22 protein-coding genes are annotated in these 26941 nt (G+C 57.2%); 14 read left to right on the top strand and 8 right to left on the bottom strand.

Features of this window, described 5'->3' with window-relative positions; all coding sequences use genetic code 11:
• The first annotated feature begins 54 nt into the window (after positions 1 to 54).
• The 7 genes from HMPREF2860_RS02490 (at position 55) to HMPREF2860_RS02460 (ending at position 6506) form a co-directional block, all read left to right on the top strand.
• The gene (locus tag HMPREF2860_RS02490) at positions 55 to 753 is read left to right on the top strand and encodes a helix-turn-helix transcriptional regulator (RefSeq protein WP_038625383.1); all 699 of its coding nucleotides are present in this window, start codon (positions 55 to 57) and stop codon (positions 751 to 753) included.
• Positions 750 to 2216 carry a Fe-S cluster assembly protein SufB gene (gene sufB, locus HMPREF2860_RS02485; protein WP_049170616.1) on the top strand — a complete coding sequence of 489 codons (1467 nt, stop codon included), beginning with the start codon at positions 750 to 752 and terminating at the stop codon, positions 2214 to 2216. The genes HMPREF2860_RS02490 and sufB overlap by 4 nt, the downstream gene beginning before the upstream one ends.
• Positions 2217 to 2221: 5 nt before the next feature.
• The gene (sufD, locus tag HMPREF2860_RS02480) at positions 2222 to 3412 is read left to right on the top strand and encodes a Fe-S cluster assembly protein SufD (protein WP_038625385.1); all 1191 of its coding nucleotides are present in this window, start codon (positions 2222 to 2224) and stop codon (positions 3410 to 3412) included.
• Between the two features lie 93 nt (positions 3413 to 3505).
• Positions 3506 to 4267, top strand: coding sequence for a Fe-S cluster assembly ATPase SufC (gene sufC, locus HMPREF2860_RS02475; RefSeq protein WP_038625387.1), 762 nt, complete (start codon positions 3506 to 3508; stop codon positions 4265 to 4267).
• Positions 4260 to 5513, top strand: a complete 1254-nt coding sequence (locus tag HMPREF2860_RS02470) for a cysteine desulfurase (RefSeq protein ID WP_049181021.1) — start codon at positions 4260 to 4262, stop codon at positions 5511 to 5513. Before sufC ends, HMPREF2860_RS02470 begins: the two co-directional genes overlap by 8 nt.
• 20 nt (positions 5514 to 5533) lie before the next feature.
• Positions 5534 to 6049, top strand: a complete 516-nt coding sequence (gene sufU, locus HMPREF2860_RS02465) for a Fe-S cluster assembly sulfur transfer protein SufU (protein WP_038625391.1) — start codon at positions 5534 to 5536, stop codon at positions 6047 to 6049.
• A complete protein-coding gene (locus HMPREF2860_RS02460; protein WP_038625394.1) occupies positions 6042 to 6506 on the top strand; it encodes a metal-sulfur cluster assembly factor in 465 nt (154 codons plus the stop codon). The genes sufU and HMPREF2860_RS02460 overlap by 8 nt, the downstream gene beginning before the upstream one ends.
• 406 nt (positions 6507 to 6912) lie before the next feature.
• On the opposite strand, the gene HMPREF2860_RS02455 is transcribed toward HMPREF2860_RS02460, so the two are convergent.
• Both HMPREF2860_RS02455 and HMPREF2860_RS02450 read right to left on the bottom strand, forming a co-directional pair.
• Positions 6913 to 8376, bottom strand: coding sequence for an amino acid permease (locus HMPREF2860_RS02455; RefSeq protein WP_049181022.1), 1464 nt, complete (start codon positions 8374 to 8376; stop codon positions 6913 to 6915).
• A gap of 98 nt (positions 8377 to 8474) precedes the next feature.
• Entirely contained in the window at positions 8475 to 9683 is a 1209-nt protein-coding gene (locus tag HMPREF2860_RS02450) for a lycopene cyclase family protein (protein WP_070628567.1), read from the bottom strand.
• 20 nt (positions 9684 to 9703) lie between these two features.
• Between HMPREF2860_RS02450 and HMPREF2860_RS02445 the strand changes: the two genes are divergently transcribed.
• On the top strand, positions 9704 to 11335 hold the full coding sequence (locus HMPREF2860_RS02445; protein ID WP_049181024.1) for an ABC-F family ATP-binding cassette domain-containing protein: 1632 nt from the start codon (positions 9704 to 9706) through the stop codon (positions 11333 to 11335).
• On the opposite strand, the gene HMPREF2860_RS02440 is transcribed toward HMPREF2860_RS02445, so the two are convergent.
• From HMPREF2860_RS02440 to acnA, 6 genes are all read right to left on the bottom strand, one after another.
• Positions 11332 to 12090, bottom strand: a complete 759-nt coding sequence (locus tag HMPREF2860_RS02440; protein ID WP_246818272.1) for a response regulator transcription factor — start codon at positions 12088 to 12090, stop codon at positions 11332 to 11334. The genes HMPREF2860_RS02445 and HMPREF2860_RS02440 overlap by 4 nt on opposite strands.
• On the bottom strand, positions 12083 to 14359 hold the full coding sequence (locus tag HMPREF2860_RS02435; RefSeq protein ID WP_049181025.1) for a sensor histidine kinase: 2277 nt from the start codon (positions 14357 to 14359) through the stop codon (positions 12083 to 12085). The genes HMPREF2860_RS02440 and HMPREF2860_RS02435 overlap by 8 nt, the downstream gene beginning before the upstream one ends.
• Before the next feature lie 45 nt (positions 14360 to 14404).
• Complete coding sequence (locus HMPREF2860_RS02430; RefSeq protein WP_083309496.1) at positions 14405 to 15151, bottom strand: glutamine amidotransferase; 747 nt, start codon at positions 15149 to 15151, stop codon at positions 14405 to 14407.
• Positions 15152 to 15198: 47 nt separating this feature from the next.
• Positions 15199 to 15948, bottom strand: a complete 750-nt coding sequence (locus HMPREF2860_RS02425) for a glutamine amidotransferase-related protein (protein ID WP_049181092.1) — start codon at positions 15946 to 15948, stop codon at positions 15199 to 15201.
• A gap of 142 nt (positions 15949 to 16090) precedes the next feature.
• Positions 16091 to 16657: a TetR/AcrR family transcriptional regulator gene (locus HMPREF2860_RS02420; protein WP_038625405.1), complete on the bottom strand. Its 567-nt coding sequence runs from the start codon at positions 16655 to 16657 to the stop codon at positions 16091 to 16093.
• 223 nt (positions 16658 to 16880) lie between these two features.
• Positions 16881 to 19667: an aconitate hydratase AcnA gene (acnA, locus tag HMPREF2860_RS02415; protein ID WP_210386743.1), complete on the bottom strand. Its 2787-nt coding sequence runs from the start codon at positions 19665 to 19667 to the stop codon at positions 16881 to 16883.
• A gap of 367 nt (positions 19668 to 20034) precedes the next feature.
• On the opposite strand from acnA, the gene HMPREF2860_RS02410 reads away from it, so the two are divergent.
• From HMPREF2860_RS02410 to HMPREF2860_RS02385, 6 genes are all read left to right on the top strand, one after another.
• Entirely contained in the window at positions 20035 to 20544 is a 510-nt protein-coding gene (locus tag HMPREF2860_RS02410; protein WP_038625409.1) for an Rv1476 family membrane protein, read from the top strand.
• Positions 20545 to 21173: 629 nt separating this feature from the next.
• Positions 21174 to 22739: a DIP1281 family NlpC/P60 protein gene (locus tag HMPREF2860_RS02405; protein ID WP_070628565.1), complete on the top strand. Its 1566-nt coding sequence runs from the start codon at positions 21174 to 21176 to the stop codon at positions 22737 to 22739.
• Between the two features lie 54 nt (positions 22740 to 22793).
• A complete protein-coding gene (locus tag HMPREF2860_RS02400; RefSeq protein WP_049181028.1) occupies positions 22794 to 23798 on the top strand; it encodes an AAA family ATPase in 1005 nt (334 codons plus the stop codon).
• Entirely contained in the window at positions 23798 to 24646 is an 849-nt protein-coding gene (locus tag HMPREF2860_RS02395) for a DUF58 domain-containing protein (RefSeq protein WP_049181029.1), read from the top strand. The genes HMPREF2860_RS02400 and HMPREF2860_RS02395 overlap by 1 nt, the downstream gene beginning before the upstream one ends.
• A gap of 112 nt (positions 24647 to 24758) precedes the next feature.
• Entirely contained in the window at positions 24759 to 25751 is a 993-nt protein-coding gene (locus HMPREF2860_RS02390) for a VWA domain-containing protein (RefSeq protein WP_070628564.1), read from the top strand.
• Between the two features lie 116 nt (positions 25752 to 25867).
• Positions 25868 to 26926 (top strand): ferrochelatase, encoded by a 1059-nt coding sequence (locus HMPREF2860_RS02385; RefSeq protein ID WP_038625420.1) that lies wholly within the window; start codon positions 25868 to 25870, stop codon positions 26924 to 26926.
• Positions 26927 to 26941 lie beyond the last annotated feature (15 nt).

The raw sequence follows: 26941 nt of genomic DNA, 5'->3' as shown, positions 1-26941 counted from the left end.
CTAGACACCTTTTTATGATCCAGCAGTCCAATCGCAGGAGGTGACTCACCAGTCATGGCTGATCGGAAACCGACCGTCAATGACGGTGATACGCGCAAGCGCATTCTCCAATTACTTCTGGAACACAACCCGGCGTCCGCGACTTTTATCGCTGACACCCTGGGACTATCCGCTGCAGGAGTCCGTCGCCACATCGATATTCTGGTGGACGAAGGTCTCGCCGAAACCGCTCCGGCGCCCAGTACTGGCCCCCGAGGCCGAGGCAGGCCAGCAAAGTCCTACCGTCTGACAGACCGGGGCCGCGCTAGATTCGGACACGCTTACGACGATCTTGCTAGCGCAGCTCTGACCGCACTGCGCAAGGCCGGCGGTGAGCAGGCAGTTGCCCAGTTTGCCCGTCAGCGCATTGATGACATTCTGCTCGGCGTCACCCCTGTGGGGCAGGACGCAGAGAAGGAAGAGGTCGTAGAGGCCGTCGTCGATGCTTTTCGACGGGCCGGATACGCGGCAACTATCAACCAGAACACTGGCGGCGTGCAGATTTGCCAGCACCATTGCCCAATTAGCCACGTAGCCTCCGAGTTTCCGGAGCTCTGCGCGGCGGAGCATGAAGCCGTTAGTAAATTATTAGGGCAGCACACCCAACCGTTAGCGACTATCGCTGATGGTAACGGTATCTGCACCACAAATATCCCACTCACTCCCGTAACAAAGACACTTACTGAATTGCCACATGAAAGGAGCGGACAATGACCCTCGCCCATGAGAACTCCACCGACGTGGCTGAATCCACGAAGGCTGCCACTCCGCAGACTGACGAAGAGATTATTGAGTCTATTGGTGCCTACCAGTTCGGTTGGCACGACCCGGATACCGCTGGCGCTTCCGCGAAGCGCGGCCTATCTGAAGCGGTCGTTCGCGATATCTCGGCTAAGAAGAACGAGCCTGAGTGGATGCTCGAGCGTCGCTTGAAGGCTCTGGAAATCTTCGACCGCAAGCCGCTGCCCACCTGGGGCGCGGATTTGTCTGGCATCGACTTCGACAACATTAAGTACTTCGTTCGCTCCACCGAGAAGCAGGCCCAGACCTGGGAAGATCTTCCGGAGGATATTAAGAACACCTACGACAAGCTCGGCATTCCGGAAGCGGAGAAGCAGCGCTTGGTCGCCGGTGTCGCCGCTCAGTACGAATCTGAGGTTGTCTACCACCAGATTCGCGAGGATTTGGAGAGCCAGGGCGTTATCTTCCTGGACACTGATACTGCGCTCAAGGAACACCCGGAGCTATTCAAGGAGTACTTCGGCACCGTTATTCCTGCTGGCGACAACAAGTTCTCTGCGCTTAACACCGCAGTGTGGTCGGGCGGTTCCTTCATTTACGTCCCAAAGGGCGTCCACGTGGACATCCCGCTGCAGGCGTACTTCCGTATTAATACCGAGAACATGGGCCAGTTCGAGCGCACCCTCATCATCGTCGATGAGGATGCCTACGTGCACTACGTCGAGGGATGTACTGCTCCGATTTACAAGTCTGACTCCTTGCACTCGGCTGTTGTGGAGATCATCGTGAAGAAGGGCGGCCGCTGCCGCTACACCACAATCCAGAACTGGTCGAACAACGTCTACAACCTGGTTACCAAGCGCACCAAGTGCGAAGAGGGTGCAACCATGGAGTGGATTGACGGCAACATCGGTTCCAAGGTCACCATGAAGTACCCGGCAGTGTGGATGACTGGTCCGCACGCCAAGGGCGAGGTGCTGTCCGTTGCTATGGCTGGCGAGGACCAGTTCCAGGACACCGGCGCCAAGATGGTGCACATGGCTCCGCACACGAGCTCCAACATCGTGTCCAAGTCCGTGGCCCGCAACGGTGGTCGCGCTGCCTACCGCGGTCTGGTGCAGGTCAACAAGGGTGCCAAGCACTCACACTCCAACGTCGAGTGTGACGCGCTGCTGGTCGACACGATTTCGCGCTCGGACACGTACCCGTACGTGGATGTCCGCGAGGACGACGTCACCCTCGGCCACGAGGCAACGGTTTCCAAGGTCTCTGACGATCAGCTTTTCTACCTGATGAGCCGCGGCATCGAAGAAGAAGATGCAATGGCCATGGTCGTGCGTGGCTTTGTCGAGCCCATTGCCAAGGAGCTCCCGATGGAATACGCCCTCGAGCTCAACCGCCTCATTGAACTGCAGATGGAAGGTTCGGTCGGTTAATACCTATGACTACGACGATTAACAACGAAAACCAGGCTGCTCATAGCCGCCGCGTGCTGGCGAACAAGGGCGACGTTTTCTCATCTTTCAACGTGGAGGACTTCTCCGTGCCGCATGGCAAGGATGAGGAGTGGAAGTTCACACCGCTGCGCAAACTTCGCGGTCTCCACAACGGCACCGCCGCCGATCCGGTTGCAGCGTCGATTTTGGTCGAGACTGGCGGTCAGGATGGTGTCGCTGTGGACGTCGTCAAGCGTGACGACGAACGCCTCGGCCGCGCCGGTACCCCGACGGATCGCGTGGCAGCACAGGCGTACTCCAACTTCGACGATGCACACATCGTGACCTTCGCGAAGAATTCGGTTTCCAAGGAACCGGTCGTCATTGACATCGATGGCCCGGGCGAGGACAACGTTTCCTACGGCCATATCGTCATTGATGTGCAGTCCCACGCCGAGGCCGTCTGCGTGATTAACTACCGTGGCAGCGGCACGTTCGCGGACAACATTGAGTTCGTAATCGGCGACGGCGCTAAGCTGAGCGTCGTGACCATGGTGAACTGGAACGAAGATGCAGTTCACGGCTCTGCTCACCATATTCGCGTCGGCCGTGATGCCACGCTGCGCCACACCGTCGCAACGTTCGGTGGCGAGGTTGTCCGTATCGTTCCACGCGTTGCATTCACGGCACCGGGCGGCGACGTCGATCTGCTGGGCGTGTACTTCGCCGATGGCGGTCAGTACTTCGAAAACCGCATGCTGGTAGACCACGCTGTGCCGAACTGCCGCTCCAACGTCATGTACAAGGGCGCGTTGCAGGGCGAGCCGAATGTCGCTCATCGTGAGGCCCGCACCGCGTGGGTGGGAGACGTGCTCATTCGTGCAGAGGCCACGGGCACCGATACCTATGAGCTCAACCGCAACCTGCTACTCACCGAGGGCGCGCGTGCCGACGCAGTTCCGAACCTGGAAATCGAAACCGGTGAAATCGCTGGTGCTGGTCACGCTGCTACCGTTGGTCGCTTCGACGAGGAACAGCTGTTCTACCTGCTCTCCCGCGGTATCCCCGAAATGGCAGCCCGCCGTTTGGTGGTTCGCGGCTTCTTCAGCGAGGTCATCAACCTGATTCCGGTCGAGTCCGTTCGCGAGAAGCTTGAGCAACTCGTTGACGAAGAGCTCAACACCGCTGGCTTCTAACCGCTTATCTTCTTTCTCACCCTTTCCGCCCTGTCACCCCGGTAGCACCGGGGGAGCAGGCCACTTACACCGATTAAAGGAAAAGATTTCACTATGAGCACTTTGGAAATCCGTAACCTCCACGCGCAGGTGCTGCCGACCGACGAGTCTGCTGAGCCCAAGGAGATTTTGAAGGGCGTCAACCTGACGATCAACTCTGGCGAGACCCACGCTGTGATGGGGCCGAACGGCTCCGGTAAGTCCACCCTGAGCTACACCATCGCAGGTCACCCCCGTTACGAAGTCACCGAAGGCGAGATTCTGCTCGACGGCGAGAACGTGCTGGAGATGAGCGTCGATGAGCGCGCTCGGGCTGGCCTCTTCCTGGCGATGCAGTACCCGGTTGAGGTCACCGGCGTGTCCATGTCCAACTTCCTGCGCTCTGCAGCAACCGCTGTCCGTGGCGAAGCTCCGAAGCTGCGCCACTGGGTCAAGGAGGTCCGTGAGGCAATGGCTGACCTGGAGATCGATTCGTCGTTCTCCGAGCGCTCCGTAAACGAGGGTTTCTCCGGTGGCGAGAAGAAGCGTCACGAGATTCTGCAGCTCGACCTGCTGAAGCCGAAGTTCGCCATCCTGGATGAGACTGACTCCGGCCTTGACGTCGACGCTCTGCGCGTCGTCTCCGACGGCATTAACCGCTACCAGAACGAAAACGACGGCGGCATCCTGATCATTACTCACTACCAGCGCATCCTGAACTACGTGAAGCCGGACTACGTCCACGTCTTCCACGATGGTCACTTCATCACCTCCGGCGGCCCGGAGCTTGCAGACGAGCTGGAAGAGCACGGCTACGAGAAGTTCATCAATGCCTAACGCCGAACTACTCAGCCCATCACTACGCGAGGACTTTCCGATTCTGTCGCGCACTGTCCGTGACGGAAAGCGGCTGGTCTACCTGGACTCCGGAGCGACCTCGCAGCGCCCGAAACAGGTCATCGATGCTGAGGTGGAGTTTCTAACCCACCACAACGCCCCGGTGCACCGCGGTGCCTACGAGATTGCTGAGGAGGCCACGGACGCCTACGAAGATGCCCGCGAAGCCATCGCAGGCTTCATCGGCGCCGACTACGACGAGCTGGTCTTCACCAAGAACGCCACCGAAGCGTTGAACACAGTGGCATTTGTGCTTGGCGACGACCGCGCAGGTCAGTACCAGGTCGGCGAGGGTGACGAGATTGTCGTCACTGAGCTGGAGCATCACGCGAATTTGGTGCCGTGGCAGGAGCTGGCTCGTCGCACTGGCGCGACACTGCGTTGGTACGGCGTGACTGAGGACGGCCGCATTGACATGGACTCGCTGAAGCTCAGCGACAAGACCAAGGTTGTGGCCTTTACCCATCAGTCAAACGTCACCGGTGCAGTCACCGATGTGGAGGAAATGGTGCGCCGTGCTCGTGAGGTCGGTGCTCTGGTAGTCCTCGATGCTTGCCAGTCGGTGCCGCATATGCCTGTCGATGTCAAGAATCTCGATGTGGATTTCCTAGCGTTCTCCGGCCATAAGATGCTCGGCCCCAACGGGGTCGGTGCGCTCTACGCTCGCCGGGAACTGCTGGAGGCTCTGCCACCGTTCCTCACTGGTGGCTCGATGATTGAGGTCGTCACCATGGAGAAGACCACCTTCGCAGCGCCTCCGCAGCGCTTTGAGGCGGGAACCATGATGACTTCTCAGGTCGTCGGCCTTGGTGCTGCGGTGAAGTACTTGGATGCCATCGGTATGGATAAGGTGGCGGCTCATGAGCACCGCCTGACCGCGCTCGCGCTGGAAAAGCTGCAGGAAATTGACGGCGTGACCATCATCGGTCCGACTACCCCAGAGCAGCGTGGCTCTGCCGTGTCCTTTAAGGTCGAGGGCATTCACCCGCACGATCTTGGCCAGGTTCTCGACGACCAGGGTGTGTGCATCCGAGTCGGACACCACTGCGCGTGGCCGATTCACCAGATTCTCAACGCTCAGTCGACCGCCCGGGCATCCTTCTACATCTACAACACGGAAGAGGACGTTCAGGCGCTTGCCGACGCAGTGCGCCACGCCCAGAAGTTCTTCGGTGTCACCCCGTAACTTTAAGAAAGGAGAGGGACATGAAGCTCGAGCAGATGTACCAGGAAGTCATCCTGGATCACTACAAGCATCCGCAGCACGCAGGTTTGCGGGAGCCTTTCAACGCGGAAGTGCACCATGTCAACCCGTCGTGTGGCGATGAACTCACGCTTCGCGTCACCCTGAACGACGACCTCACCGTCGTCAATGACGTCTCCTATGACGCCGTGGGCTGTTCTATCTCACAGGCCTCCACCTCAGTTATGGCTGAGGAGATTGTCGGCAAGACTGTCGACGAGGCCATGGCCAAACTCACCGAGTTCGAGAAGATGGTCACGTCCCGTGGCAAGATTGAAGGCGACGAGGACATTATCGGCGATGGCATTGCCTTCGCTGGTGTCTCTAAGTACCCTGCCCGTGTGAAGTGCGCACTTCTCGGTTGGAAAGCTTTCCAGGCCGCAACCGCTGAGGCTCTGGCCAACGCCGCTGAAGGCAACGGCGTTGGTACCGCAACTGTAACTGTTACCGCTGACGAGGAAGGCCACCACCATGACTGAACCAAACGCTATTGACGCCACCTCGCCCGCACAGCCTGACGCTGTCGACGAGGACACCATGACTACTGGCGCTCCAATCGATGAGGGGGATGCGTACGAGTCCATCACCGTCCCGCCGGCACCGGAGCAGACCGAAGCCGATAACAAGCTCGCCATCCAGGTTGAAGAGGCTATGTACGAGGTTGTTGACCCGGAACTCGGAGTCAACGTCGTGGACCTGGGCCTGGTTTATGACATCTGGATTGAAGAAGGCGACATTGCCGCTATCTTCATGACTCTCACGTCCCCAGCCTGCCCGCTGACCGATATGCTCACCGACCAGACTGCCTCTGAAGTCATGAAGGTCGAGGGTATCCGCGACTTCCGCCTCAACTGGGTCTGGTCCCCGGCATGGGGCCCGCACATGATTACCGAGGAAGGCCGCGAGCAGATGCGCGCTCTCGGCTTCTCGGTCTAGACGATCAGTGACAGCGATGATGAGTGCACCGCTACGTAAAAAGTGCTTGGCGACGAGCTCCTGGCTCGTTCAGCTAGGCACTTTTTCGTTTGTTTTTGAGTTACTGACTACGTTTATGGCTGGCATCGGTAGGGCGATGAGAGTTACTGACTGCATTTATGTCAAAAATGGCCCGAAAAATGATCTGAAAGCGTCATAAACTCGCACAGTTTCACATTTGCAGCCCGTATTCTCACGTGCGGCCCATAATTTTTTAGGGTTGTCCGATTTAGAGTTAAAAAGCGACCCCACCTGGCGCTAAAAGAGTGCCAAGCGGGGTCGCTATTGTCTTCGACTGCTAATCCGAGTCGTGAGAGTTCGATGCGAGATGCATTAGCTATTCACAGCCATTCACAGCCATTCGCAGCTATTCGCGACTCATGTCTGCGGTGGCCGGGTCAACGAGCTTAGAACCCGTTGCCTTCTTATGGATGAACCACAGCAGGACGAAGACCGGAATACCCAGGTACGGAGTGAGGATAGCGAAGATATTCTCGCCAGTGCGAATCGGGTCAAGTGCCTGTCCGGCCACCACAAAGAAGCACATAATCAGTGCCAGCACAGCACCTGCGGGGAAAAAGTTCGCCTTGTAGGGAAGCGAATCCAACGGGATATTCTGGGTCTTCAGACACTTGCGGAAGCGGTAGTGGCTGAAAGAGATACCAAACCAGGTGATAAAACCCGCGAGCGCAGAGAGCGTCAGCAAGAAGGTGTACGCCGCACCATCGCCTACCAATGAAGTAATGAAGCCAGCCATACCGATGACAGCGGTGGCGATCAGAGCGCGCAGCGGAACGCCGTGCCCGGAAAGCTTGCCGAAGTAACGCGGAGCCTGTCCATGGCGAGCCAGGGAAAACAGCATACGAGTGGATACATACATACCGGAGTTACCCGCAGACAACACCGAAGTCAGAATGACGGCGTTCATCAGGCCAGCGGCAATCGCGATACCTGCGCGTTCAAAGACCAGAGTGAACGGTGAAATGGAAATGTTGTCCTCAGCCGCGTTCAGAAGATTCGGGTCAGTGTACGCAATAAGGAAACCAATAACAGCGATGGCACCGATGTAGAACAGCAGAATACGCCAGAAGATAGTGCGAATCGCGCGGGGAATTGTGCGCTCAGGATCCTCAGCCTCACCTGCTGCTACACCAACCATCTCGGTGCCCTGGAAGGAATAGCCGGCTACGACGAAAACGGCCAGCAGTCCCATTCCGCCGTTGACGAATGGGGCATCGCCCGTGGTCCAGTTTTCAAAGCCGGGGGAGGACCCACCCAAGATGCCGAAAATCATGCCGACGCCAAGAACGAGGAAGACGATGACGGTAATGACCTTAATGGTCGCAAACCAGAACTCACCCTCGCCGAATGCACGTGCGGACAGGGCATTCAGCCCGAATAGAATCGCGAGGAAGAGCGCGGACCAGATGATTGAAGGCACATCCGGGAACCAATAGCGCATCACCAGTGCAGCAGCGACGAGCTCTGCGGCCACAGTAATCGCCCAGTTAAACCAGTAGTTCCAGCCCATGGCAAAGCCGAAGGATTCTGAGACGTATCGGCGACCGTACTCCTGGAAGGAACCGGGCACTGGCAGGTAGGCGGCCATCTCGCCGAGAGACTGCATAACCAGCCACACCATGATGCCGATAAGGGCGTAAGCGATGAGCGCACCGCCTGGACCGGCCTGCGAAATGGTCGCACCGGAGGCAACAAACAGGCCCGTGCCAATGGCACCGCCAATGGCAATCATGTTCAGGTGGCGAGCTCTCAGCCTGCGCTGAAGCTTATGGTTGCGTGAGGAATTCTCCTCAGATTGCGTCGAAGTCATTCACTTATCATAAGCGTTTCCACTCCGGTGAATGCAAAAACCACACCGCTATAATTGTTGGTATCACCCCACAAATCGGCTGATGTATATGCTCTCCGTCAACGATTTCTCCATCTCCCAGGTCCCCGCATAAACCCTGCGATGAGGTTTCCGCACGTTCGCGGACTCTTTTTCAGCAAAGGCACTGCTACTTTCGCCATAGCGCGAAGCGTCGTCAGTGGGGATGTCCCTATCAAATAGGCAAACACGTCCTTCTCCGGCAACGAAAAGAACGCCCGAAAAAACGCACCCGTCTGTCGTGCATCGAACCCCAGCAACGCCGCGAGTCCACGTTCGCGTAGCCATCGCTGCAATCGCATGCTTAACGACGTCCCCAGCGACCGGCTTCCCTTCTTTTCCATATCGGCCAAGAAACGGTCGACATCTTCGATAACCGAACCCACCGAGTAACCAGTGGCAGGATGCATCCAACCGCCTGCAAAACCGAAGAGGGTGCCCATGGATGGTCCGTTGTACGTCAAGTCACCGCGGCGAGAGGGAAAGTTTGCCAGTAGGGGAAAGGACACCACTTCTTCGTCAATGGCCAGATCTTCCGAGAGCTCCAGGGACTTCAACCGTGCATTTTGGCGTCTACGCAACAGCTCTAGAAGTACGGAGTCATCGGCACTACCGCCGGTGCCGACTGCCGCACCGGTTTCGTCGAGATGCCCGGCCACCATAGGAGTCGGAGTAGCGAGGATGGTCTCTTCAATGAGGAAGGTCCTGTCATCCAAGAAAATGCGATAGGAGAAACTAGCCGGCTCTGTCTCTGGGGCATTCAGGTCTGCTGGAGTGAAGTCCATGAGGACTGCGCAGCGGTGGGCGCTAGGGACGTCGTCAAGCGAAAAGATATGACCGATGGCGAGCTGCCGTACCTGCCCATCTCGCCCGACTGCGGCGTGTGCGCGCCCGGTGGTGACAATCGTGATGTCAGCACCCGTGGATTCGGAATCGGTGAGCACGCGGCGTTCGATGCGGAAACCGCCAAGTTTTTGCAGGCAGTCGTTGTTAACAACGCCGTAAGTGCGGGTGAGCTGACGTTCGGTGCCGTCGACAAGAATGACGCTGGGTTGAAAAGTGGCGGCGAGGAAATCGCTGGGCAACCAGTCGGGGAGTTGGTCGCACCAGAGACCAATCGTCGAGGGCAGTGTGCCACCGGCGGGGTCGTACGCGGTGACATGCCAGCCGCGAGCGGATGCGCGGTGGGCGGCGATTCTTCCGGCGGGCCCGAGGCCGACGACGGAGGCGGTCACGGGAAATGAAGTCATAACTGGTAGGCTACTCGTTCGTGATTGTGACCCATGACCTTGAAGTCCGAGTCGGCGCCCGTACCCTGCTCACTGCGCCGGGTGAGCAGCTGCGCGTCCAGCCGGGAGACCGGATTGGACTCGTCGGTCGAAATGGTGCTGGTAAAACGACGACTATGCGTATCCTCTCCGGCGAAACTGAGCCCTACGGTGGCTCCGTGGTGCGCTCTGGCTCGATTGGTTACCTGCCACAGGACTCACGCGAAGGCAACATCGACATCTCGGCCCGCGACCGTGTGCTGTCGGCGCGAGGCCTTGACCAAATCCGCCGGAGCATGGATCGCCAGCAGGAGATCATGGAGACCGCGACCACTGACACGAAGCGCGATGCGGCGATTCGGAAGTTTTCGCGTCTCGAGGAGCGCTACCACGATCTCGGCGGCTACGAGGCGAACGCTGAGGCCGCCCGCATTTGTGACGCGCTGGGGTTGCCGGAGCGTGTACTCGACCAGCCTCTGAAGACGCTCTCGGGTGGTCAGCGCCGCCGTGTCGAACTTGCTCAGATTCTCTTCGCCGCTACCGAAGGCTCAGGCAAATCCGCCACGACACTGCTTCTCGACGAGCCGACGAACCACCTCGATGCGGATTCGATTACCTGGCTCCGCGAATTCCTCAGCAGGCATGAGGGCGGCTTGATTATGATCTCGCACGATGTCGAGCTGCTCGAGGCCGTGTGTAACAAAGTCTGGTTCCTCGACGCGGTGCGCGCCGAAGCTGATGTGTACAACATGGGCTGGAAGAACTACCTGTCGGCACGCGCGACCGATGAGGCTCGACGTCGCCGCGAGTTCGCTAACGCGGAGAAGAAGGCCAGCGCACTGCGCAAGCAGGCCGAGAAGCTAGGTGCGAAGGCGACGAAAGCCCGTGCGGCCAAGCAGATGGTGGCTCGTGCTGAGCGTATGATGGATAGTCTCGACGAGGTCCGCGTCGAGGACAAGGTCGCCCACATTTCCTTCCCAGAGCCGGCGCCCTGTGGCAAGACTCCACTCAACGCCACGGGACTGACCAAGATGTATGGCTCGTTGGAAGTCTTCGCCGGTGTGGATCTTGCGATTGACAAGGGTTCCCGCGTGGTTGTCCTCGGTTTCAACGGTGCTGGTAAGACGACGCTACTGAAGCTACTCGCCGGTGTGGAGCGCACCGATGGCGAAGGCGGCATTGTCTCCGGCCACGGCCTGCGCATCGGCTACTTCGCCCAGGAACATGACACGATTGACCCGGACAAGACTGTCTGGGAAAACACCGTCTACGCCTGCCCTGACGTCAACGAGCCGGAACTGCGGAGCCTGCTCGGTGCCTTTATGTTCTCCGGCGATAAGCTGCAGCAGCCAGCGGGTACCCTCTCCGGTGGTGAGAAGACACGTCTAGCGCTGGCGACACTGGTTAGCTCCCGCGCAAACGTCCTGCTTCTCGACGAGCCCACTAACAACCTCGACCCTCAGTCCCGCGAACAGGTGCTCGACGCACTGCGTACATACACCGGGGCCGTCGTACTGGTTACCCACGATCCAGGTGCGGTCAAGGCGTTAGAGCCCGAGCGCGTCATCGTGCTTCCCGACGGCACGGAAGACCTCTGGAGTGACGACTACATGGAAATCGTCGAGCTGGCTTAAGACGGATCCATTGGCCCAGGCAGGTAACCGTCCTGCTGGGCGAGCCTATACATCTCCGACTTGTTAAGGCTGTTCTCGGCCCGGCCAGCTGCCGCATACTTGGCTCGAATGCGGCCCAAGTAGTCCAACACGGTATTCGGTGTCAGCCCTGTCATCGACGCGACTCGCTTCGTCGACTCGCCGGAGGCGTAGAGCTCCAGTACCTCACGCTGGCGTTCTGACAAATCGACAGAATCGAGCAGGGGATCAGAGTCCACTACCGATGCCCATTCCGTAGTCAGCGCGCCCTTGCCAAGCGCCGCCAGCCGGACCGCAGACACGACTGTCTCCGGGGTTTCCGATTTCTGAACAACCCCCATCACTCCGGTACGCACTGCCTTTCGGACAAGGTATGGGCTTTCAGCTGACGAGAGAATGAGCACGTGGTCGGTGACCAATTCCAGCGAGAGCACGTTCTGCGCTGGATCTGAATTATCCGCCAGCCGCAGATCCAGCACGACCACATCCAGGCGATGATCGGTGCCCACATCAGCCAGTAGTGCCGGCACAGTTTGATAACAGCCGACGAGCTCAAAGTCTGGCTCTGCAGACAGCAGGGTTTCGAGCCCCTGCAGCGTCAAGGCATGATCATCAATCGCAGCAACGCGAAGCAAACGATCCGACTGCACGCTGTAATCTCCGATGTTGTCGGAGTCAATTGCAGCCGAGACGTCGATGGAAGCATTGCTCATTCCCGCAATGTTCTCCCTAGTCACGTGACATCACTATCCTCTCACCGGCTTCATCAAACCTTTGCACTCCATTGTCATCAGAAATGGATGCAAATGCACGTCTGCCCGGGGGCAATAGACGAATTGTTACCGATCCTTCTTCGGCGTTATCGATAGCTTCAAGGAAGCTCGGCATCAACTTAGCCACCGCGGAATCATCGTCGACAAGCGGAATACGGCGCACATCGGTGCTACCGGAAACGGCCTGCGTGTGATTGCGGTCATCGAGGAGCCGGACATGAACGCCTCTGGCCCGCGCGTCCCAAACAGCTTGGTGAAGTGACCCGACATTTAGATGCGGCGAACGTAGAACGTCTCGGAGGAGCTGCTCTGTGAGACGCGCACGCAACTGCAATCGCGGGGTCGGTTTATCCAAAACTGCAGCGGCGCTAAATATGGGACCGACCCGACGCTGCAGCCATTCGTAGTTGCTCTGGCTGCTGATTTCGTACTCTTTGGCAGCACCGGCAGCGTACAGCGCACGATTATAATCCTGAATAGACTGCGGAACGGTACGCATAAAGAAGCGGACCATGATGGACGTCAAAATTCCAGCGACCAGCATCACGGAGCGAACTAGCAGGTCGACTCCAGAGATACTGATGTGGGTGGAATCCGAGGGGGAAAAGGGGAAGAACTTGAGTATCTCCACCAGGATTGCGCCACCGAGCACTGAATTCAGTGCAACCCAGGGTCGGCCGCGGATGGCGAGCAATGCAGACGCAAAAGAAATTAAGCTAAAGTGCCAGAAATACGACCATTCCAAATTGTTTGGAATGGGCTGGTAAAGCCCAACCCCAGCTAATACAACAATTGCGACACCAATTACAAATGCGCGATTCAACGGCAATTGCGAATGGCGACCATACATAATCAGCCCGAGAAGACCGATCGCTAACGCCAGGCTGATTTGTCCTGCCGTCGTAAATAATTGCCCATTACTGACTAGGACCATGAACAACACGCCGACAATCGCGCCGTAGAACTGCCAGGAAAAAACAATCGACATTCCCATGAGGTCATACAGCGATGTCGTATGAGCCGAGGAATCGACTACATCTTCCTCTTCCACAGGAGAGGTATTACCGTGCCATTTGAGAATAACCTGAGTACCCTTCCCAGGTTTTGATTTAACGTCGGCATCTCCGCCACGAAGGGCCTCCATTCGACCTTTAACGCTTAATCGAATACCTGCACGATGCGAGTCAATTCCTTCGGGGTCGAACCCGCTGCCATCATCACGGAAATCAATGGAGACCTCTCCAGAGGCAACACGAATGTGGCACTTCTTTTCCGCCGTGGTACCTGCATGACGCTTGGCATTATTTGCCACCTCAGTTGCAGCTAATAGGAACGTGTTAGCAACTTCTCCTGGGAGACGAACTGGACCGCCTTCTTCGCTGGTATCTAGCGTTACCGAAATGTCAGAGCTCACCGACAGCAATTGCGCCCGTACAGCCTCCGCAAAAGTTCGACCGCTTACTGTTTGCCGAGGCGAGAAAAACAGCCCAGTCTGCTCGTCTAGCGAGAAGTCAATCTTAGAGCCCTTACCAATTGCAGACAGTGCGGCCAATACATAGTCATGAACATAGGCGTTGAAGCTACTCATTGCCTCTCCGCGGACACGCATACGCTCTGCTCTCTCATTGACCTTCCGAGAATTCTCGTAGGTGTAGTCAATAAGCCTTGCGACGGGTTGTGCAGAGCCCGCGATAATCACAAATGGAAAAGTGTTGATGAGATTGAATCCGACATCCGACAACATGTCGAGCCAAAAAGTGTGCCCCAGCAACCATGAATTAATGACGGCAATAAGTCCGGGAACAAATACCATCACGGACAAACTGATGTGGAGTGGCACTGTCAGCGCAAATGCAGCGAGGGCCAAACCTGAAAATGGGCTATACCAGAGTGCATTTCCAATGGAGTTATGAGGCAGATCCCAATAGGTTGAAACTAACATCAGGAAAACCAACATGATGTACATCGGTACACGCAGTGCGGCAATAAGGCCTCGCCGCGTATTGTTGATCACTGCCCAAATCAGCAACATATCGCTGAGAATGAATATGAGTAGTGATGCAAAAGGGAACCAGTGGCTCAGAAAGTTTTCTAAGGGGACAGAACGAATAGCCGATTCAATCTGCCACAAAAATCCGGTGACGGCAATAATAATCGCACCGGATCGCAGCACAGACATTTCAATTGATGGTGACTGTCCGGCAAGTGCCGAATCGGGATTCCACCTCTCCATGCGACAATCACATTCCTTTTGCTTATTGCCACTAGATAAAACTAATCAGGCTCTACAAGCGGTATGAAGCCGGACGAAATTCTGAAGAATTCGTCCACTTCGTGCAACATCCAACCGCCGCGCGGCCGATACCGCTTCAAGATCTGTTCCTGGTAAATAGTATCCCTGATTGGCGTAAATCAGGAGACGCTGGGCAAACGTGTTGGCATCTAATTCCGGGTGGAACTGCGTCGCATATGCATTGTGGCCCAACCGGAACATCTGCACTGGACAGTCCTTTCCAGTTGCCAGCAATGTAGCGTCGCCAGGAAGCTCTTCGATGGCCTCCTTGTGGCCTACGATGGCGTGAAAACGGGCTGGCAAACCTTCAAGAATTGGGTCTGTTTCTCCATCCGGCGTTGCAGCTACTTCGATTACAGCTGCCTGCTCCCCGTGCTTGCGGGAGACCCGTCCATGACCAGCAGTACCGAGCAGGCCGACACCATAACAAGCTCCGAAGAAGGGGAAATCTCGCTCGAGTACTTCTGCCAGCAAATCCTCAAACCAGGTCTCGACCTCCTTTTGTAGATAGCTCTTATCGTCGTCGGAGGCGTTAAAGGGACCTCCGCCAACGATTACTCCTGAGTAGTTATCAAGATTTAGATTGGCCGGACGCGATTGTTCCAGGCGAATTTGATGCAACTTCGCCGGCGCCAACCCACATCTCCTGGCAAATGAGAGATGTTCTGCGTGAGCTGCGGCATCTTCGCCACGTGTGGAAAGCAAGAGGAAGGGCTTGGCGGAGGTAAACATCTGTGGGAAAAGAATTTCGTAAAAAAGGGAGCTGGAAGGGACAGAGATTACTGCACCATTAGCATGCTCGGATTGGCAGCATGCGTACATACGTGCATAAATCGGGGGATGATTGACGCAACGGCCTGGAGGTTTACATCAGATACCTTTAGCCGAATCGCGTCGACTTCCTCCGGGTCAAAGTAACCGACGTCAGTGTAGAAAGACATTCTGCGGAGCAGTCCGTTAGCATTCATCTCTGGATGAAATTGGGTAACCCAGTTATTCGACCCAATCGAGTACATCTGCACCGGACAGGTTGGGCCTGTGGCAAGCAAAGTTGCGTGATTGGGAAGTTCCGCAACGGATTCCTTGTGGCCAGTTAACGCATAAAAAGCCGGAGGTAACACCGAAGCTATTGGATCCCGAGTAGCAGCTTCGGTGAGCTCTACCCGGGTAGAACCCGCTACTTCGCCGTGACGCAGGTTAACCAAACCACCCGAAGTAAAGGCCGTGTAGCTAGCGCCGTAGCAGATAAGCAGTGCGGGGACAGGACTCCTAAGTACGTCGTAAAGCACATCGTGCGAATACTTCTGCAGACCCGAATGCTCTAGGTCGGTGACGTTAAATGGGCTGCCACCGACGAATACTCCGTCATAGGAGGTCAGGTCGGGCAACTTAGCGCCGACAGCGTCGATGGTAAACAGATCCAACTGGCTGGGCTCAAGCCCGGTGGAATCCAGAAAGTCCTGGTACTCGGCTTGCCCCGCACCATCTGCTGGGCGGAGCGCCACCAACAAAAACTTACCCACACTCATAAATAGACAGCTTAGTCCATATTGAGTCAAATCTATGCATCTTCACCGGTCAAACGGGATAAATCCACGATAGAAAGCCGAAACCCGCTCCCGTTTTAGGGGAGCGGGTGGTACGGAACACTTTCAGGCCTAGCCTGAGTGGCTAGTCCTTGCGCCGTAAGCTGTCTTCAACTAAATCAAGCACGGAATCCAATTCGTCGACAGTGCGACCAGATGCCAGACGAACGATGATGCCATCGAGCATCAGCTCGAGAAAAAGCTGCATCGTGCGAACCGAATAATCCGACCGTAGAGAGCCGGATGAAGATGTCTGGGTCAATCGGTGGGCAACAGCGTCATCCAATTGATCCTGATGGCCCAACCATTGGCCCTTAAACTCCGGGTCGCTGCGAAGGCGACGGGCAATCTCAAGGCGAGTTCCCAGCCAGCCATGCTTGTCTGGGTTCGCCACGATATCACGCATTACTTCCACTAATCCGGAAGACTCCGCGACTTCCGCCATATTTGCGGCATCTTCTTCGGCCAATGCTAAGAACAGACCTTCTTTGGATCCGAAGTGATGGAAAATAGCACCGCGAGACTTACCGGTAGTGGCCTCTAAACGAGAAACCGTTGCGCCGTCGTAGCCGAATTCTGCAAAGCACTGCCGCGCGCCGTCGAGAATTTCGTGCCGCCGCTGAGCTAAATCCTGGTTACTCACTTTTGGCATAAGGAAACTCTTTTCTTGCCGGCGACACCCAGGGGGCATATTTCACTGCATGACGTGGCAACGCCATTCCTATACTTCCCAAGCCTCATTTTGTTTGGGGTAGAGAAACCCGAGGCCGGCAGGGCGCTAGTCCGTGGGGTATGAATCCGCGGGCTAGCGCGACCTACCGGCCTCTAGAAGCGCTGCTTGCAATAAGCCCTAGCACGCACGAGTCAAAGGGAGATTAGTTGCCCTTGATCATGTTGCGCAGGACGAACTGCAGAATACCGCCGTGGCGGTAGTAGTCAGCCTCACCAGGGGTATCGATGCGGACAACAGCGTCGAAGTCGAAGGACTCGCCGTTTTCCTTGGTAACAGTGACCTTGACGTTCTTCGGAATGGAGCCGTTGTTGAGCTCCTCCAGACCGGCAATGTCGAAGGTCTCAGTGCCATCGATGCCCAGGGACTTCCAAGACTCACCCTCCGGGAACTGCAGCGGGACAACGCCCATACCGATGAGGTTCGAGCGGTGAATACGCTCGAAGGACTCAGCGATGACAGCCTTGACGCCCAGCAGCAGGGTACCCTTAGCTGCCCAGTCACGGGAGGAACCGGTGCCGTATTCCTTACCACCAACAACGACCAGCGGAGTGCCAGCCTCCTTGTAGTTCATGGCAGCGTCGTAGATGAATGCCTGCGGGCCACCCTCCTGGGTGAAGTCGCGAGTGTAACCACCGGTGACGCCGTCAAGCAGCTGGTTCTGCAGACGGATGTTAGCGAAGGTACCGCGAACCATGACCTCGTGGTTACCACGACGGGAACCCAAGGAGTTGTAGTCCTTGCGCTCAACGCCCATGGAGTCGAGGTACTGAGCAGCCGGGGTGCCCGGCTTAATGGAGGATGCCGGGGAAATGTGGTCGGTGGTCACCGAGTCACCCAGAGCTGCGAGGACGCGAGCACCCTTGATGTCGGAAACTGGTGCCGGCTCCATTTCCATCTCGTCAAAGTACGGTGCCTTGCGGATGTAGGAGGACTTGTCGTCCCAAGCGAAGGTCTTACCCTCCGGGGTCGGCAGGTTCTGCCAACGCTCGTCACCAGCAAAGACGTCCTTGTAGTCCTCGTCGTAGAGCTCGGAGGAGATGGAAGCCTCGATGGTGGCCTCAATCTCTTCAGTGGACGGCCAAATATCACGCAGGAAGATGTCGTTGCCCTCTGCGTCCTGACCCAGAGCGTCGGTCTCGAAGTCGAAGTCCATGGTACCGGCAATAGCGTAAGCGATAACCAGGATCGGGGAGGCCAGGTAGTTCATCTTCACGTCAGGGGAGATACGGCCTTCGAAGTTACGGTTACCGGACAGAACTGCGGTAGCAGCCAGGTCGGCCTCGTTGATGGCGGAGGAAATCTCAGCCGGCAGCGGACCGGAGTTACCGATACAGGTTGCACAACCGAAGCCGGACAGGTAGAAGCCCAGAGCCTCGAGGTCCTTCCACAGGTCAGCGCGCTTGAAGTAGCCGTTGACAACCTGGGAACCCGGAGCACAAATGGTCTTGACCCACGGCTTTGTATGCAGGCCCTTCTCGACAGCCTTACGCGCCAACAGACCAGCGCCAACCATGACCGACGGGTTGGAGGTGTTGGTACAAGAAGTGATGGAAGCGATGGCGACCATACCGTGGTCGAGCGTGTACTCGCCGCCCTTCGGGGAAGTGACGGTAATTGGGGAGCTCGGGCGACCTTCAGCGCTGTCAGCAGCGGACTCGCCGTGACCCTCGCGGGACTCGTTGTAGTCTGCAGCCAGCTCGGAAGTCGGTGCGGAAGCCTTGACAGTGCCCTTGATCTCGCCGTCGGAGTAGTTGTGCAGGTCCTTACGGAACTGTTCCTTGGCGGAAGCCAGCTCGATGCGGTCCTGCGGACGCTTTGGACCAGCGATGGACGGAACGACGGTGGACAGGTCCAGCTCGAGGTACTCGGAGTACTCAGCCTCCGGAGTGTTCTCGTCCAACCACATGCCCTGAGCCTTGGCGTAAGCCTCGACGCGCTCCAGGGTCTCCTTGTCGCGACCAGTCAGGGCCAGGTACTTGACGGTCTCATCGTCAATCGGGAAGATTGCGGCGGTGGAACCGAACTCCGGCGACATGTTACCGATGGTCGCACGGTTGGCCAGCGGCAGCTTGGAAACGCCAGCGCCGTAGAACTCTACGAACTTGCCGACGACACCGTGCTGGCGCAGCATGTCGGTGACAGTGAGCACAACGTCGGTTGCGGTAACGCCCGGCTGAATGTCGCCAGTCAGCTTAAAGCCAACGACGCGCGGAATGAGCATGGAAATCGGCTGGCCAAGCATTGCAGCCTCAGCCTCAATACCACCGACACCCCAGCCCAGGATGCCCAGGCCGTTCTGCATGGTCGTGTGGGAGTCAGTACCAACACAGGTGTCCGGGTATGCCAGGCCGTTGTTCTCGAAGACAACGCGAGCCAGGTACTCGATGTTGACCTGGTGGACAATACCGGTTCCCGGAGGAACAACGCGGAAGTTGGAGAATGCGCCAGTACCCCAGCGGAGGAACTTGTAGCGCTCATCATTGCGCTGGTACTCAATCTCGACGTTCTTAGCCAGAGCGTCTTCGCTACCGAAGGCCTCGATGATGACCGAGTGGTCGATGACCATCTCGGCCGGATTCAGCGGGTTAACCTGATCCGGGTCGCCGCCGAGAGTCTTAACAGCCTCACGCATGGTAGCCAGGTCAACAACACAGGCGACGCCAGTGAAGTCCTGCATAATAACGCGAGCAGGGGTGAACTGAATCTCGATCGACGGATCAGCGGAAGGAACCCAGTTGGCGACAGCCTTGATGTGCTCCTCAGTGATGTTGGCGCCATCTTCGTTGCGCAGCAGGTTCTCACCGAGAACCTTCAACGAGTAAGGCAGCTTCTCCATACCCGGCACGGCATCAAGAGCGAAGTAGTCGTAGGACTTGTCTCCGACCTCAAGCTTGCGCAGGGCGTTGAAAGAGTTCTTGCTTTCAGCCACAGTCAGCTCCATTTCTATTCGGGTGAATTGTCGCCTTAACTGAAGAGACCGGCACTCGAATTTCGGCCCTCCACAAGGCATAGGTGCGATCACGCCGCCCCTTATCAACCAATTAAAGCAATAATCACGACGCGGGGCACACGAGCCCACACACACGTTTTTAAGGAAGCGTTACCGTCCTTGCATCAACAATAACAGTACGAACGTTCTGTATGTAGATTACCCGCGGCGCGCCGAGTCAAGCTACCCCCGTTCACATCCAAGACAGGCCATTATAGATAGGACAAACGAAGCAGTATCTCCGCCAAATTGGGGCGCGTGGAAACCATTCTCACGCAAAACAGGAGCACGATACGGAAGGCAGTTAATGCATACGCCAGCAGATTCACAGGCAGCGAAAGAAACCGTCGAAAAGGCGGTCGCTCAGCTACGCACCGACAACATCGTGACAAATAACCCACAGCTCCGAGAAGCGGTCCAGCCAATTGTCGACGATGCCGCAAATCGGGGGGTTCCCAATTTCAATATCATCTACCTGGATAGCGAGAAGATTTACCCCGTTTCCGAGCAAAAGAATACGGACATCTTTTCCTTTGCCCGCCAAGTGGCAGACCAAGTCGGCGGAACCACTGTTGTGCGCACGCCAGGCAATGTGGCCACCGCATCTGCCGATTTTCCCCGCGCAGCTATTGAACGCGCCGACCACGCAATGATGGAGACCCCTCGAGACTATCCGGCGGGCCTAGATGCCTACTTGCACGAACTTACTAACTACGTCGTTCCATGGACTCTTTACAGCCTGATCGCAGGCGTAGTTATCGTCGCACTCTTCGTTGGACTGACGTTCTACTGGCTACGTACACGCCCAACCACCTAAGGGGTCGCTTTACGACGGGCACTGAACCTTGTCAGCCCCACCGAGTAGATTCATCGCCCCGGTTTTCCATCCCCAAGCCAGAGATAGGGTAAGTGCCCCACAAACTGGTAGCAGCGAAGAAACCAGGCTCCGCCTAAATTGGATAACACTGTTGCAGTCATCGTAATGATGTCAACGACTTTACATAGGTCAAGCACCAACGCTTGACCTTTTTTCATGTCCATTACCCCGGATAACTACCCGGAATGCTTCGGCACGCCGACAGACCATCGAATAGTGACATAATTCACACAGAAAACTAGGGTCCGACATAATCGCAGGCCACGACGTATAACGAAAAGGTTACAAAGTAGGGGACGGTTGGTAATTTTGTTACTTATGTTTTTTTAGAGCTTTTTGACCCGTAAAGTGCTCTGTGATGCCAATAGTGGACTCAAGGGTCCAGTATTGACCAAAGAAAACTCGCGGGAGCGCTGGTGTTGCTTTTGGTCGTTGTTTCGGTTCGACGTTTCGTGCAGTTCCGCTCAAGACCAGAAGACAACAACAGGAAGATATCCAACGATGGGGAAGTCGCTGGTGTCGGACCTGAGGCGTGAACGCACCCATAGGAGAAATGTAGGAGTAACGCGGTGCCGAGTAATCGCAAAGTCCGTGCATCATATTGGACTCGTCCAATTGCCGGTATTATCACGGCGGGTCTTTTGGCGACGAACACCCAGGTTGCAGTTGCACAGCCACTAAATCCGAGTGACGCCCAGATTCGCCAAGCGCGCGAGGCGGCCTCTAACGCCGAGTCGTACTTGCAGTCCCTGGTCGCCGAGGTGACTTCTAGCGAGCGCCGAGTATCTGACCTCGAGCTACGCATGGGCACTCTCCGCGAGGACGTCAACAAGGCCATGGTGGACCTTGAAAACGCCCGGGATGCCGCTAACCGTGCACGCGACGCGGTCAACGAGGCTCGCGCTCAGCTCGACCGTTCTCGTGCTGAGCTCGCTAGTGCACAAAAGCAGTTCGACGAACTGGCACGGACAATCATGCGCCAGGGACGTTCCAGCGGCTCGATTCTTGAGGGCGCGCGAGACGCATCCGACGCTATTAATCGCCTGTCCGCCTTGCGCCGCGAAGCCGACCGTCAAGAGCAGACCGTTGACTCTCTGGACAAGAATCGAACTGAGGCTGCCAACCAGGAGTCGGCACTTCGCAAGAAGAGTGACGAGGCTCAGCAGGCGGAGGCGACTGCAAACCAGCGAAACACCGATGCTCAGAACGCGTACTCCGAGGCAAACCAGGAGCTTCAAAAGGAACAAGCAGATTACCAGCAGGCTCAAGTTGACCGCGATGCCGCAAAAGCATCTTTGGACGCAGCCCGTAATGCGGTCAACGAGCTGAACTCCCAGCGCCAGAATTATGAGAACGAGCAGGCCCGCAAGGAAGCGGAAGACGCCGCTGCCAAGAAGGCCGCTGAGGAAGCTGCAGCTAAGACTCGTGCCGAGGCCCAGGCGAACCAGACCGAAGAGGATTCCTCTTCTGAGTCCACAGATGAAAGCAATAGCTCCACTGGTTCTAACAGCTCCACTGGTTCTACTGGTTCTAACAGCTCCACTGGCTCGACTGGCTCCACCAGTTCCTCTGAGACGACCGAATCTACCGGCTCCTCTGAGTCCACCGAGACTTCGGAATCGTCTAGCACCGGCAGCGCGTCGTCAAGCGGCACCCCAGCACAGACTGTGGCGCCGACGAATCCGGAGACCGGTCAGAGCACCTCGGGTTCTTCCAGCCAGAAGGTTGAGACTGTCATCGCACGCGCGATGGGGCAGCTCGGTGTCCCATACGCATGGGGCGGTGGCAACGCCAACGGCCCGACCAAGGGTATCCGTGACGGCGGAGTAGCTGACTCCCACGGCGACTACAACAAGATTGGTTTCGACTGCTCGGGACTGACTCTGTACGCCTACGCCGCTGTTGGCATTGACCTACCTCACTACACCGGCTACCAGTACCAGCGCGGAAAGCACTACCCGGCATCTCAGATGAAGCGTGGTGACCTGCTGTTCTGGGGCCCGAATGGTCACGGCCACGTCGCTATCTACCTGGGCGATGGCAAGATGATTGAGGCACCACAGTCCGGTTCTGTGGTTAAGATCTCGCCAGTCCGTTATAACGGAATGACACCGAACGTTGTCCGCCTCGTCTAGTTTCTAACGACGTGTTCTACAGGTCGGGCGACCGACCTAAAGAAGGGTTTCTCTGTGACCTACCCAACGCCCACTGACCACACGGACCTCGAGCGCGCATACGCGGAGCTGGGGAAGGTTGTGGTTGGCCAGGAGCACCTGATCAAGCAGCTCTTTATCGCGATGCTCGCAGGAGGTCATGTCCTGCTCGAAGGTGTTCCGGGTGTTGCGAAAACTCTGGCAGTGTCTACTTTTGCCAAAGTGATGGGTGGTTCCTACTCCCGCATCCAGTTCACTCCGGATTTGGTGCCATCGGATATTGTCGGCACCCGAATTTTCCGCCAGGACACCTCGGAGTTCATCGTCGAGCCCGGCCCGGTCATGTCAAATATCGTGCTCGCTGATGAAATCAACCGCGCACCGGCGAAGGTGCAGTCGGCACTGCTGGAAGTCATGGCAGAGCACCAGGTGTCCATCGCAGGGGAGTCGACGCCAGTACCGGAGCCGTTTTTGGTCCTGGCCACGCAAAACCCAATTGAAAACCAGGGTGTCTACCCACTGCCGGAGGCTCAGCGGGACCGTTTTCTATTCAAGGTCCTCGTGGGTTACCCCACTCCGGCGGAAGAGCGGGAGATTGTCTACCGCATGGGAGCCACTCCTCCAGTCGCGCAGCAGATTCTCACCCCAGAGAGTGTCCGGGAACTGCAGCGCGCTACCCGCGAAGTCTTTGTCCACCACACACTGATTGACTACATCGTGGCCGTCATCGAACTCACCCGTAATCCGATGCGGGCGGAATTGAAGGATGTCGACCGCTGGCTTTCCTATGGCGCATCGCCGCGTGCGACTCTTGGTGCTGTCGCGGCTGCCCGCGCCCACGCGCTGTTTTCCGGTCGCGACTATGTCGTGCCGGACGATGTGGTCTCCGTGCTTCCCGACGTGCTGCGTCACCGCCTGGTCCTGTCCTATGAGGGCCTGGCCGATGGCGTTACTCCCGAACGGATTATTGACATCGTGTTGTCTCACGTGCGCCTTCCCCAGGGCGCGGGCACTGGCTCCGATGAGGGCACTGCCTCCTAATGTCAGCTCGGGAAGACGATCTTGCACGCGTCCTGGCGTACTTAGAGCTAACTGTTACGCGTAAGCTCAACGGACTTTTGCGCGGCAGCTTTCTTTCCACCGCTACTGGAGATGGCTCTGAGCCGCTTGGCTCCCGCGAATATGTCATCGGCGATGACGTTCGCCAGATGAACTGGGCAGTGACAGCCCGTACTGGAGTGCCGCACGTTCGCACCTCCGAGGCCGAGCGCGAGCTGGAGTGCTGGATCGTCGCCGAACCCGCCGCACGTCTGTCCACGGGCTTGGCCGATGCCACCAAACGACATCTGCTCACCGCCGCTGCCGGCGCTGTAACGATGCTTAACGACGCCCCGGGTTCCCGAACTGGATTAATCGCCGGTGGCACTCCAGTGCCCGCGGGCCAGGGCCGTGCCCACAGCTTGATGCTGCTCAAGCACTTGGCTGACGCGACCGCTGAGCACAATCTCGCCGCGGATATTGACACAGTAATGACCCAGGCTCCGCGCGCTGGGTTATTGGTTATCATCTCGGACTTCCTTGGATCACTCGATTGGGCGCGACCGCTGCGCGTTGCCTCGGCCTCGACAGAGATTATGGCAATCCGCCTGGTCGATCCAGCCGATGAAGCCTTACCCGGCGATGGCCCGGTGGTCATGGCGGATTCAGCAACTGGTGAAACCATTGAACTCAACATCAACGACAAAACCCGCGCCGAGTACGCAGCTCAGGCTAGTGCCCACCATGAGCGTGTAATCAACGAACTGCGCAAATGCCGTGCTCGCGTTATTACCTTGCGTACGGATTCCGATTGGGTACTGGATTTTGCCCGACAAATTGGCCAACATTAGCGTCTGAGTAACCGCTTGTTAGTGCTATTTTTAGGCCACCGACTAACCGGTTATAGCCACTGGTTTATACGCGACTGTTTAGGCGACTGGATGTGAGGAAAGTGATACCGCGATGACGTTCCTAAACTCAACTTTTGCGCACCCAGGTTGGCTGCTCGCGCTCGCTCTGCCTCTCGTGGCAGCCGTGGCCTATTGGATCAGCACTAAGCAGCGAAAGCAACGTGCCATTGCCTTTGGCAACTTCACCATCGTTGGGTCACTGGGGAATAAGTCGTCGGCACGCCTACGCCATGTCGTGGCTATCAGTGCGCTGTTGTCTCTAGTTCTGGTCATCATTTCATTGGCCGGTCCGATTTCGGAGACCAAAGTCGCCCGCAACCGAGCGACGGTCATGTTGGTGGTCGACGTTTCGCTGTCCATGTCGGCCACGGATGTTGTGCCCGACCGCATCACTGCTGCTAAAGAAGCCGGCCAAGAGTTCGTGGAGAACCTTCCCGACGACCTCAATATCGGCCTGGTGACGTTCTCTGGCCGCGCTCGCACTGCGGTCAGCCCGACTACCAACCATGACACCGTGAATCGAGCCCTTCAGGCTGCTGAGTTAGATCAGGCGACTGCTACCGGTGATGCCATCGCTGCCGCGCTCGATGCCATCACTCAGTTCAGCGACTCGGTCCAGGGCGGGGGAGAAGGCCCCCCACCAGCGACAATTGTGCTGCTTTCCGACGGCAAACAGACCGTCCCGCAAGAGCTCGACGATCCCCGCGGCGCGTATACCGCCGCCGCCGAAGCCGCCAAGGCCGGGGTGCCTGTCAACACGATTTCGTTCGGTACCGCGCAAGGCGCAATCACGGTTCAGGGCGAGTTAATTCCAGTGCCTAACGACGACGATTCGCTGCGAGAAATCGCACGTCGAACAAAAGGTGAGTTCTTCAGCGCAGGTTCCCTCGAGCAGCTCCGGGATGCATATGGCTCGCTGGAGGATGACATCGGTTACGAACTCAAGCGGGCCGAGAATCCGAGGCCCTATCTGATCGCAGCCTTCGCGATGCTGCTAGTGACCGTGGGCTCACTGCTTGTGACCAATCGTCGAATTCCGCAATAGGGTCGGGTTAGGGTGCCGTCGTAAAGCAATTGGATGGAACCCAGCAGGCAGGAGACCATGAGCATTGAGCAGTCGTCTTATGGTGTCCTCAGACTGCGCTACTAAACTGGTTGCCTATGTCTTCTGATAATTTTGACGCTATCTTGCTGTTGTCTTTCGGCGGTCCCGAAAAGATGGCCGATGTGCGTCCCTTCCTGGAGAATGTCACCCGCGGCCGCGGAATTCCGCCGGAGAGGTTGGACGAGGTCGGTGCTCACTATGCGCACTTCGGCGGCAAGTCCCCGCTCAACGATTTAAACCGCGAAATTGTCTCCAACCTTAAGGCTGAGCTCACTCGCCGTGGCTATGACTTGCCTGTTTATTTCGGGAATCGCAATTGGCATCCGATGGCTGAAGACACCGCGGCAAAGATGGCTGATGACGGCGTTAAGCGAGCGCTCGTTTTCGCCACTAGCGCCTGGGGCGGATACTCCGGCTGCCGCCAGTATCACGAAGACATTGCTCGGATGCGCGAATCTCTGGGCGACCGTGCTTTTGACATGGAGAAAATTCGGAGCTTCTACGATCATCCGCTCTTTATAGAAGCCTATGCAGATGCCGTGCGTGAGGCGTTTGCCAAGCTACCGGATGACCGTCGTGACCAGGCCCGGCTTATTTTCACCGCTCACTCTATTCCGGTCTCTGCGGACAAGGCATCTGGGCCGGTAGAACTCGGCGGAAATCTTTACTCTCGCCAGGTCAACGAAGCAGCGCGGCTGGTCGCCGATGCAGTCGGTATCACCGACTTTGACGTCGTCTGGCAGTCCCGCTCGGGCCCGGAGCACGTGCCGTGGTTGGAGCCTGACATCGTCGACCACGTTGAAGCGGAGGTCACCCAAGGTCTTCGATCCGCAGTAGTGTGCCCGATTGGCTTCATCTCGGACCATGTTGAGGTCGCCTGGGATTTGGATGCTGAGCTACAGGATGAAATGGCTCATCACGACATAGTCATCGAGCGTGTCGCAACACCTGGCCCGACGGCTACTTTCACTGACATGCTCGTGGAGCTCATCGAAGAGCGCATCGCAGATGCCGAACCCCGCCGCCTGGGAAGTGGACCGCTACTCGGCTCGGCCTGCAACGGCGCCCCCTGCGCCGCATCCTGTTGCACCCCGGCAACGCGCCGCCCACACTGATTCCCTTGGCCTCAA

Origin of the sequence: Corynebacterium sp. HMSC064E10, from assembly GCF_001812505.1 — a bacterium.
GTDB classification, from domain to species: domain Bacteria; phylum Actinomycetota; class Actinomycetes; order Mycobacteriales; family Mycobacteriaceae; genus Corynebacterium; species Corynebacterium amycolatum.
The sequence above is the reverse complement of the archived record's forward strand: the minus strand, read 5'-3'. Positions and strand labels throughout refer to the sequence as shown.

Bases quoted from the DNA above. Each gene is read 5' to 3' on its own strand.
- HMPREF2860_RS02490 (WP_038625383.1), top strand. From the start codon at position 55: ATGGCTGATCGGAAACCGACCGTCAATGACGGTGATACGCGCAAGCGC.
- sufB (WP_049170616.1), top strand. From the start codon at position 750: ATGACCCTCGCCCATGAGAACTCCACCGACGTGGCTGAATCCACGAAG.
- sufD (WP_038625385.1), top strand. From the start codon at position 2,222: ATGACTACGACGATTAACAACGAAAACCAGGCTGCTCATAGCCGCCGC.
- sufC (WP_038625387.1), top strand. From the start codon at position 3,506: ATGAGCACTTTGGAAATCCGTAACCTCCACGCGCAGGTGCTGCCGACC.
- HMPREF2860_RS02470 (WP_049181021.1), top strand. From the start codon at position 4,260: ATGCCTAACGCCGAACTACTCAGCCCATCACTACGCGAGGACTTTCCG.
- sufU (WP_038625391.1), top strand. From the start codon at position 5,534: ATGAAGCTCGAGCAGATGTACCAGGAAGTCATCCTGGATCACTACAAG.
- HMPREF2860_RS02460 (WP_038625394.1), top strand. From the start codon at position 6,042: ATGACTGAACCAAACGCTATTGACGCCACCTCGCCCGCACAGCCTGAC.
- HMPREF2860_RS02455 (WP_049181022.1), bottom strand. From the start codon at position 8,376: ATGACTTCGACGCAATCTGAGGAGAATTCCTCACGCAACCATAAGCTT.
- HMPREF2860_RS02450 (WP_070628567.1), bottom strand. From the start codon at position 9,683: ATGACTTCATTTCCCGTGACCGCCTCCGTCGTCGGCCTCGGGCCCGCC.
- HMPREF2860_RS02435 (WP_049181025.1), bottom strand. From the start codon at position 14,359: ATGGAGAGGTGGAATCCCGATTCGGCACTTGCCGGACAGTCACCATCA.
- HMPREF2860_RS02430 (WP_083309496.1), bottom strand. From the start codon at position 15,151: ATGTTTACCTCCGCCAAGCCCTTCCTCTTGCTTTCCACACGTGGCGAA.
- HMPREF2860_RS02425 (WP_049181092.1), bottom strand. From the start codon at position 15,948: ATGAGTGTGGGTAAGTTTTTGTTGGTGGCGCTCCGCCCAGCAGATGGT.
- HMPREF2860_RS02420 (WP_038625405.1), bottom strand. From the start codon at position 16,657: ATGCCAAAAGTGAGTAACCAGGATTTAGCTCAGCGGCGGCACGAAATT.
- HMPREF2860_RS02410 (WP_038625409.1), top strand. From the start codon at position 20,035: ATGCATACGCCAGCAGATTCACAGGCAGCGAAAGAAACCGTCGAAAAG.
- HMPREF2860_RS02395 (WP_049181029.1), top strand. From the start codon at position 23,798: ATGTCAGCTCGGGAAGACGATCTTGCACGCGTCCTGGCGTACTTAGAG.
- HMPREF2860_RS02390 (WP_070628564.1), top strand. From the start codon at position 24,759: ATGACGTTCCTAAACTCAACTTTTGCGCACCCAGGTTGGCTGCTCGCG.
- HMPREF2860_RS02385 (WP_038625420.1), top strand. From the start codon at position 25,868: ATGTCTTCTGATAATTTTGACGCTATCTTGCTGTTGTCTTTCGGCGGT.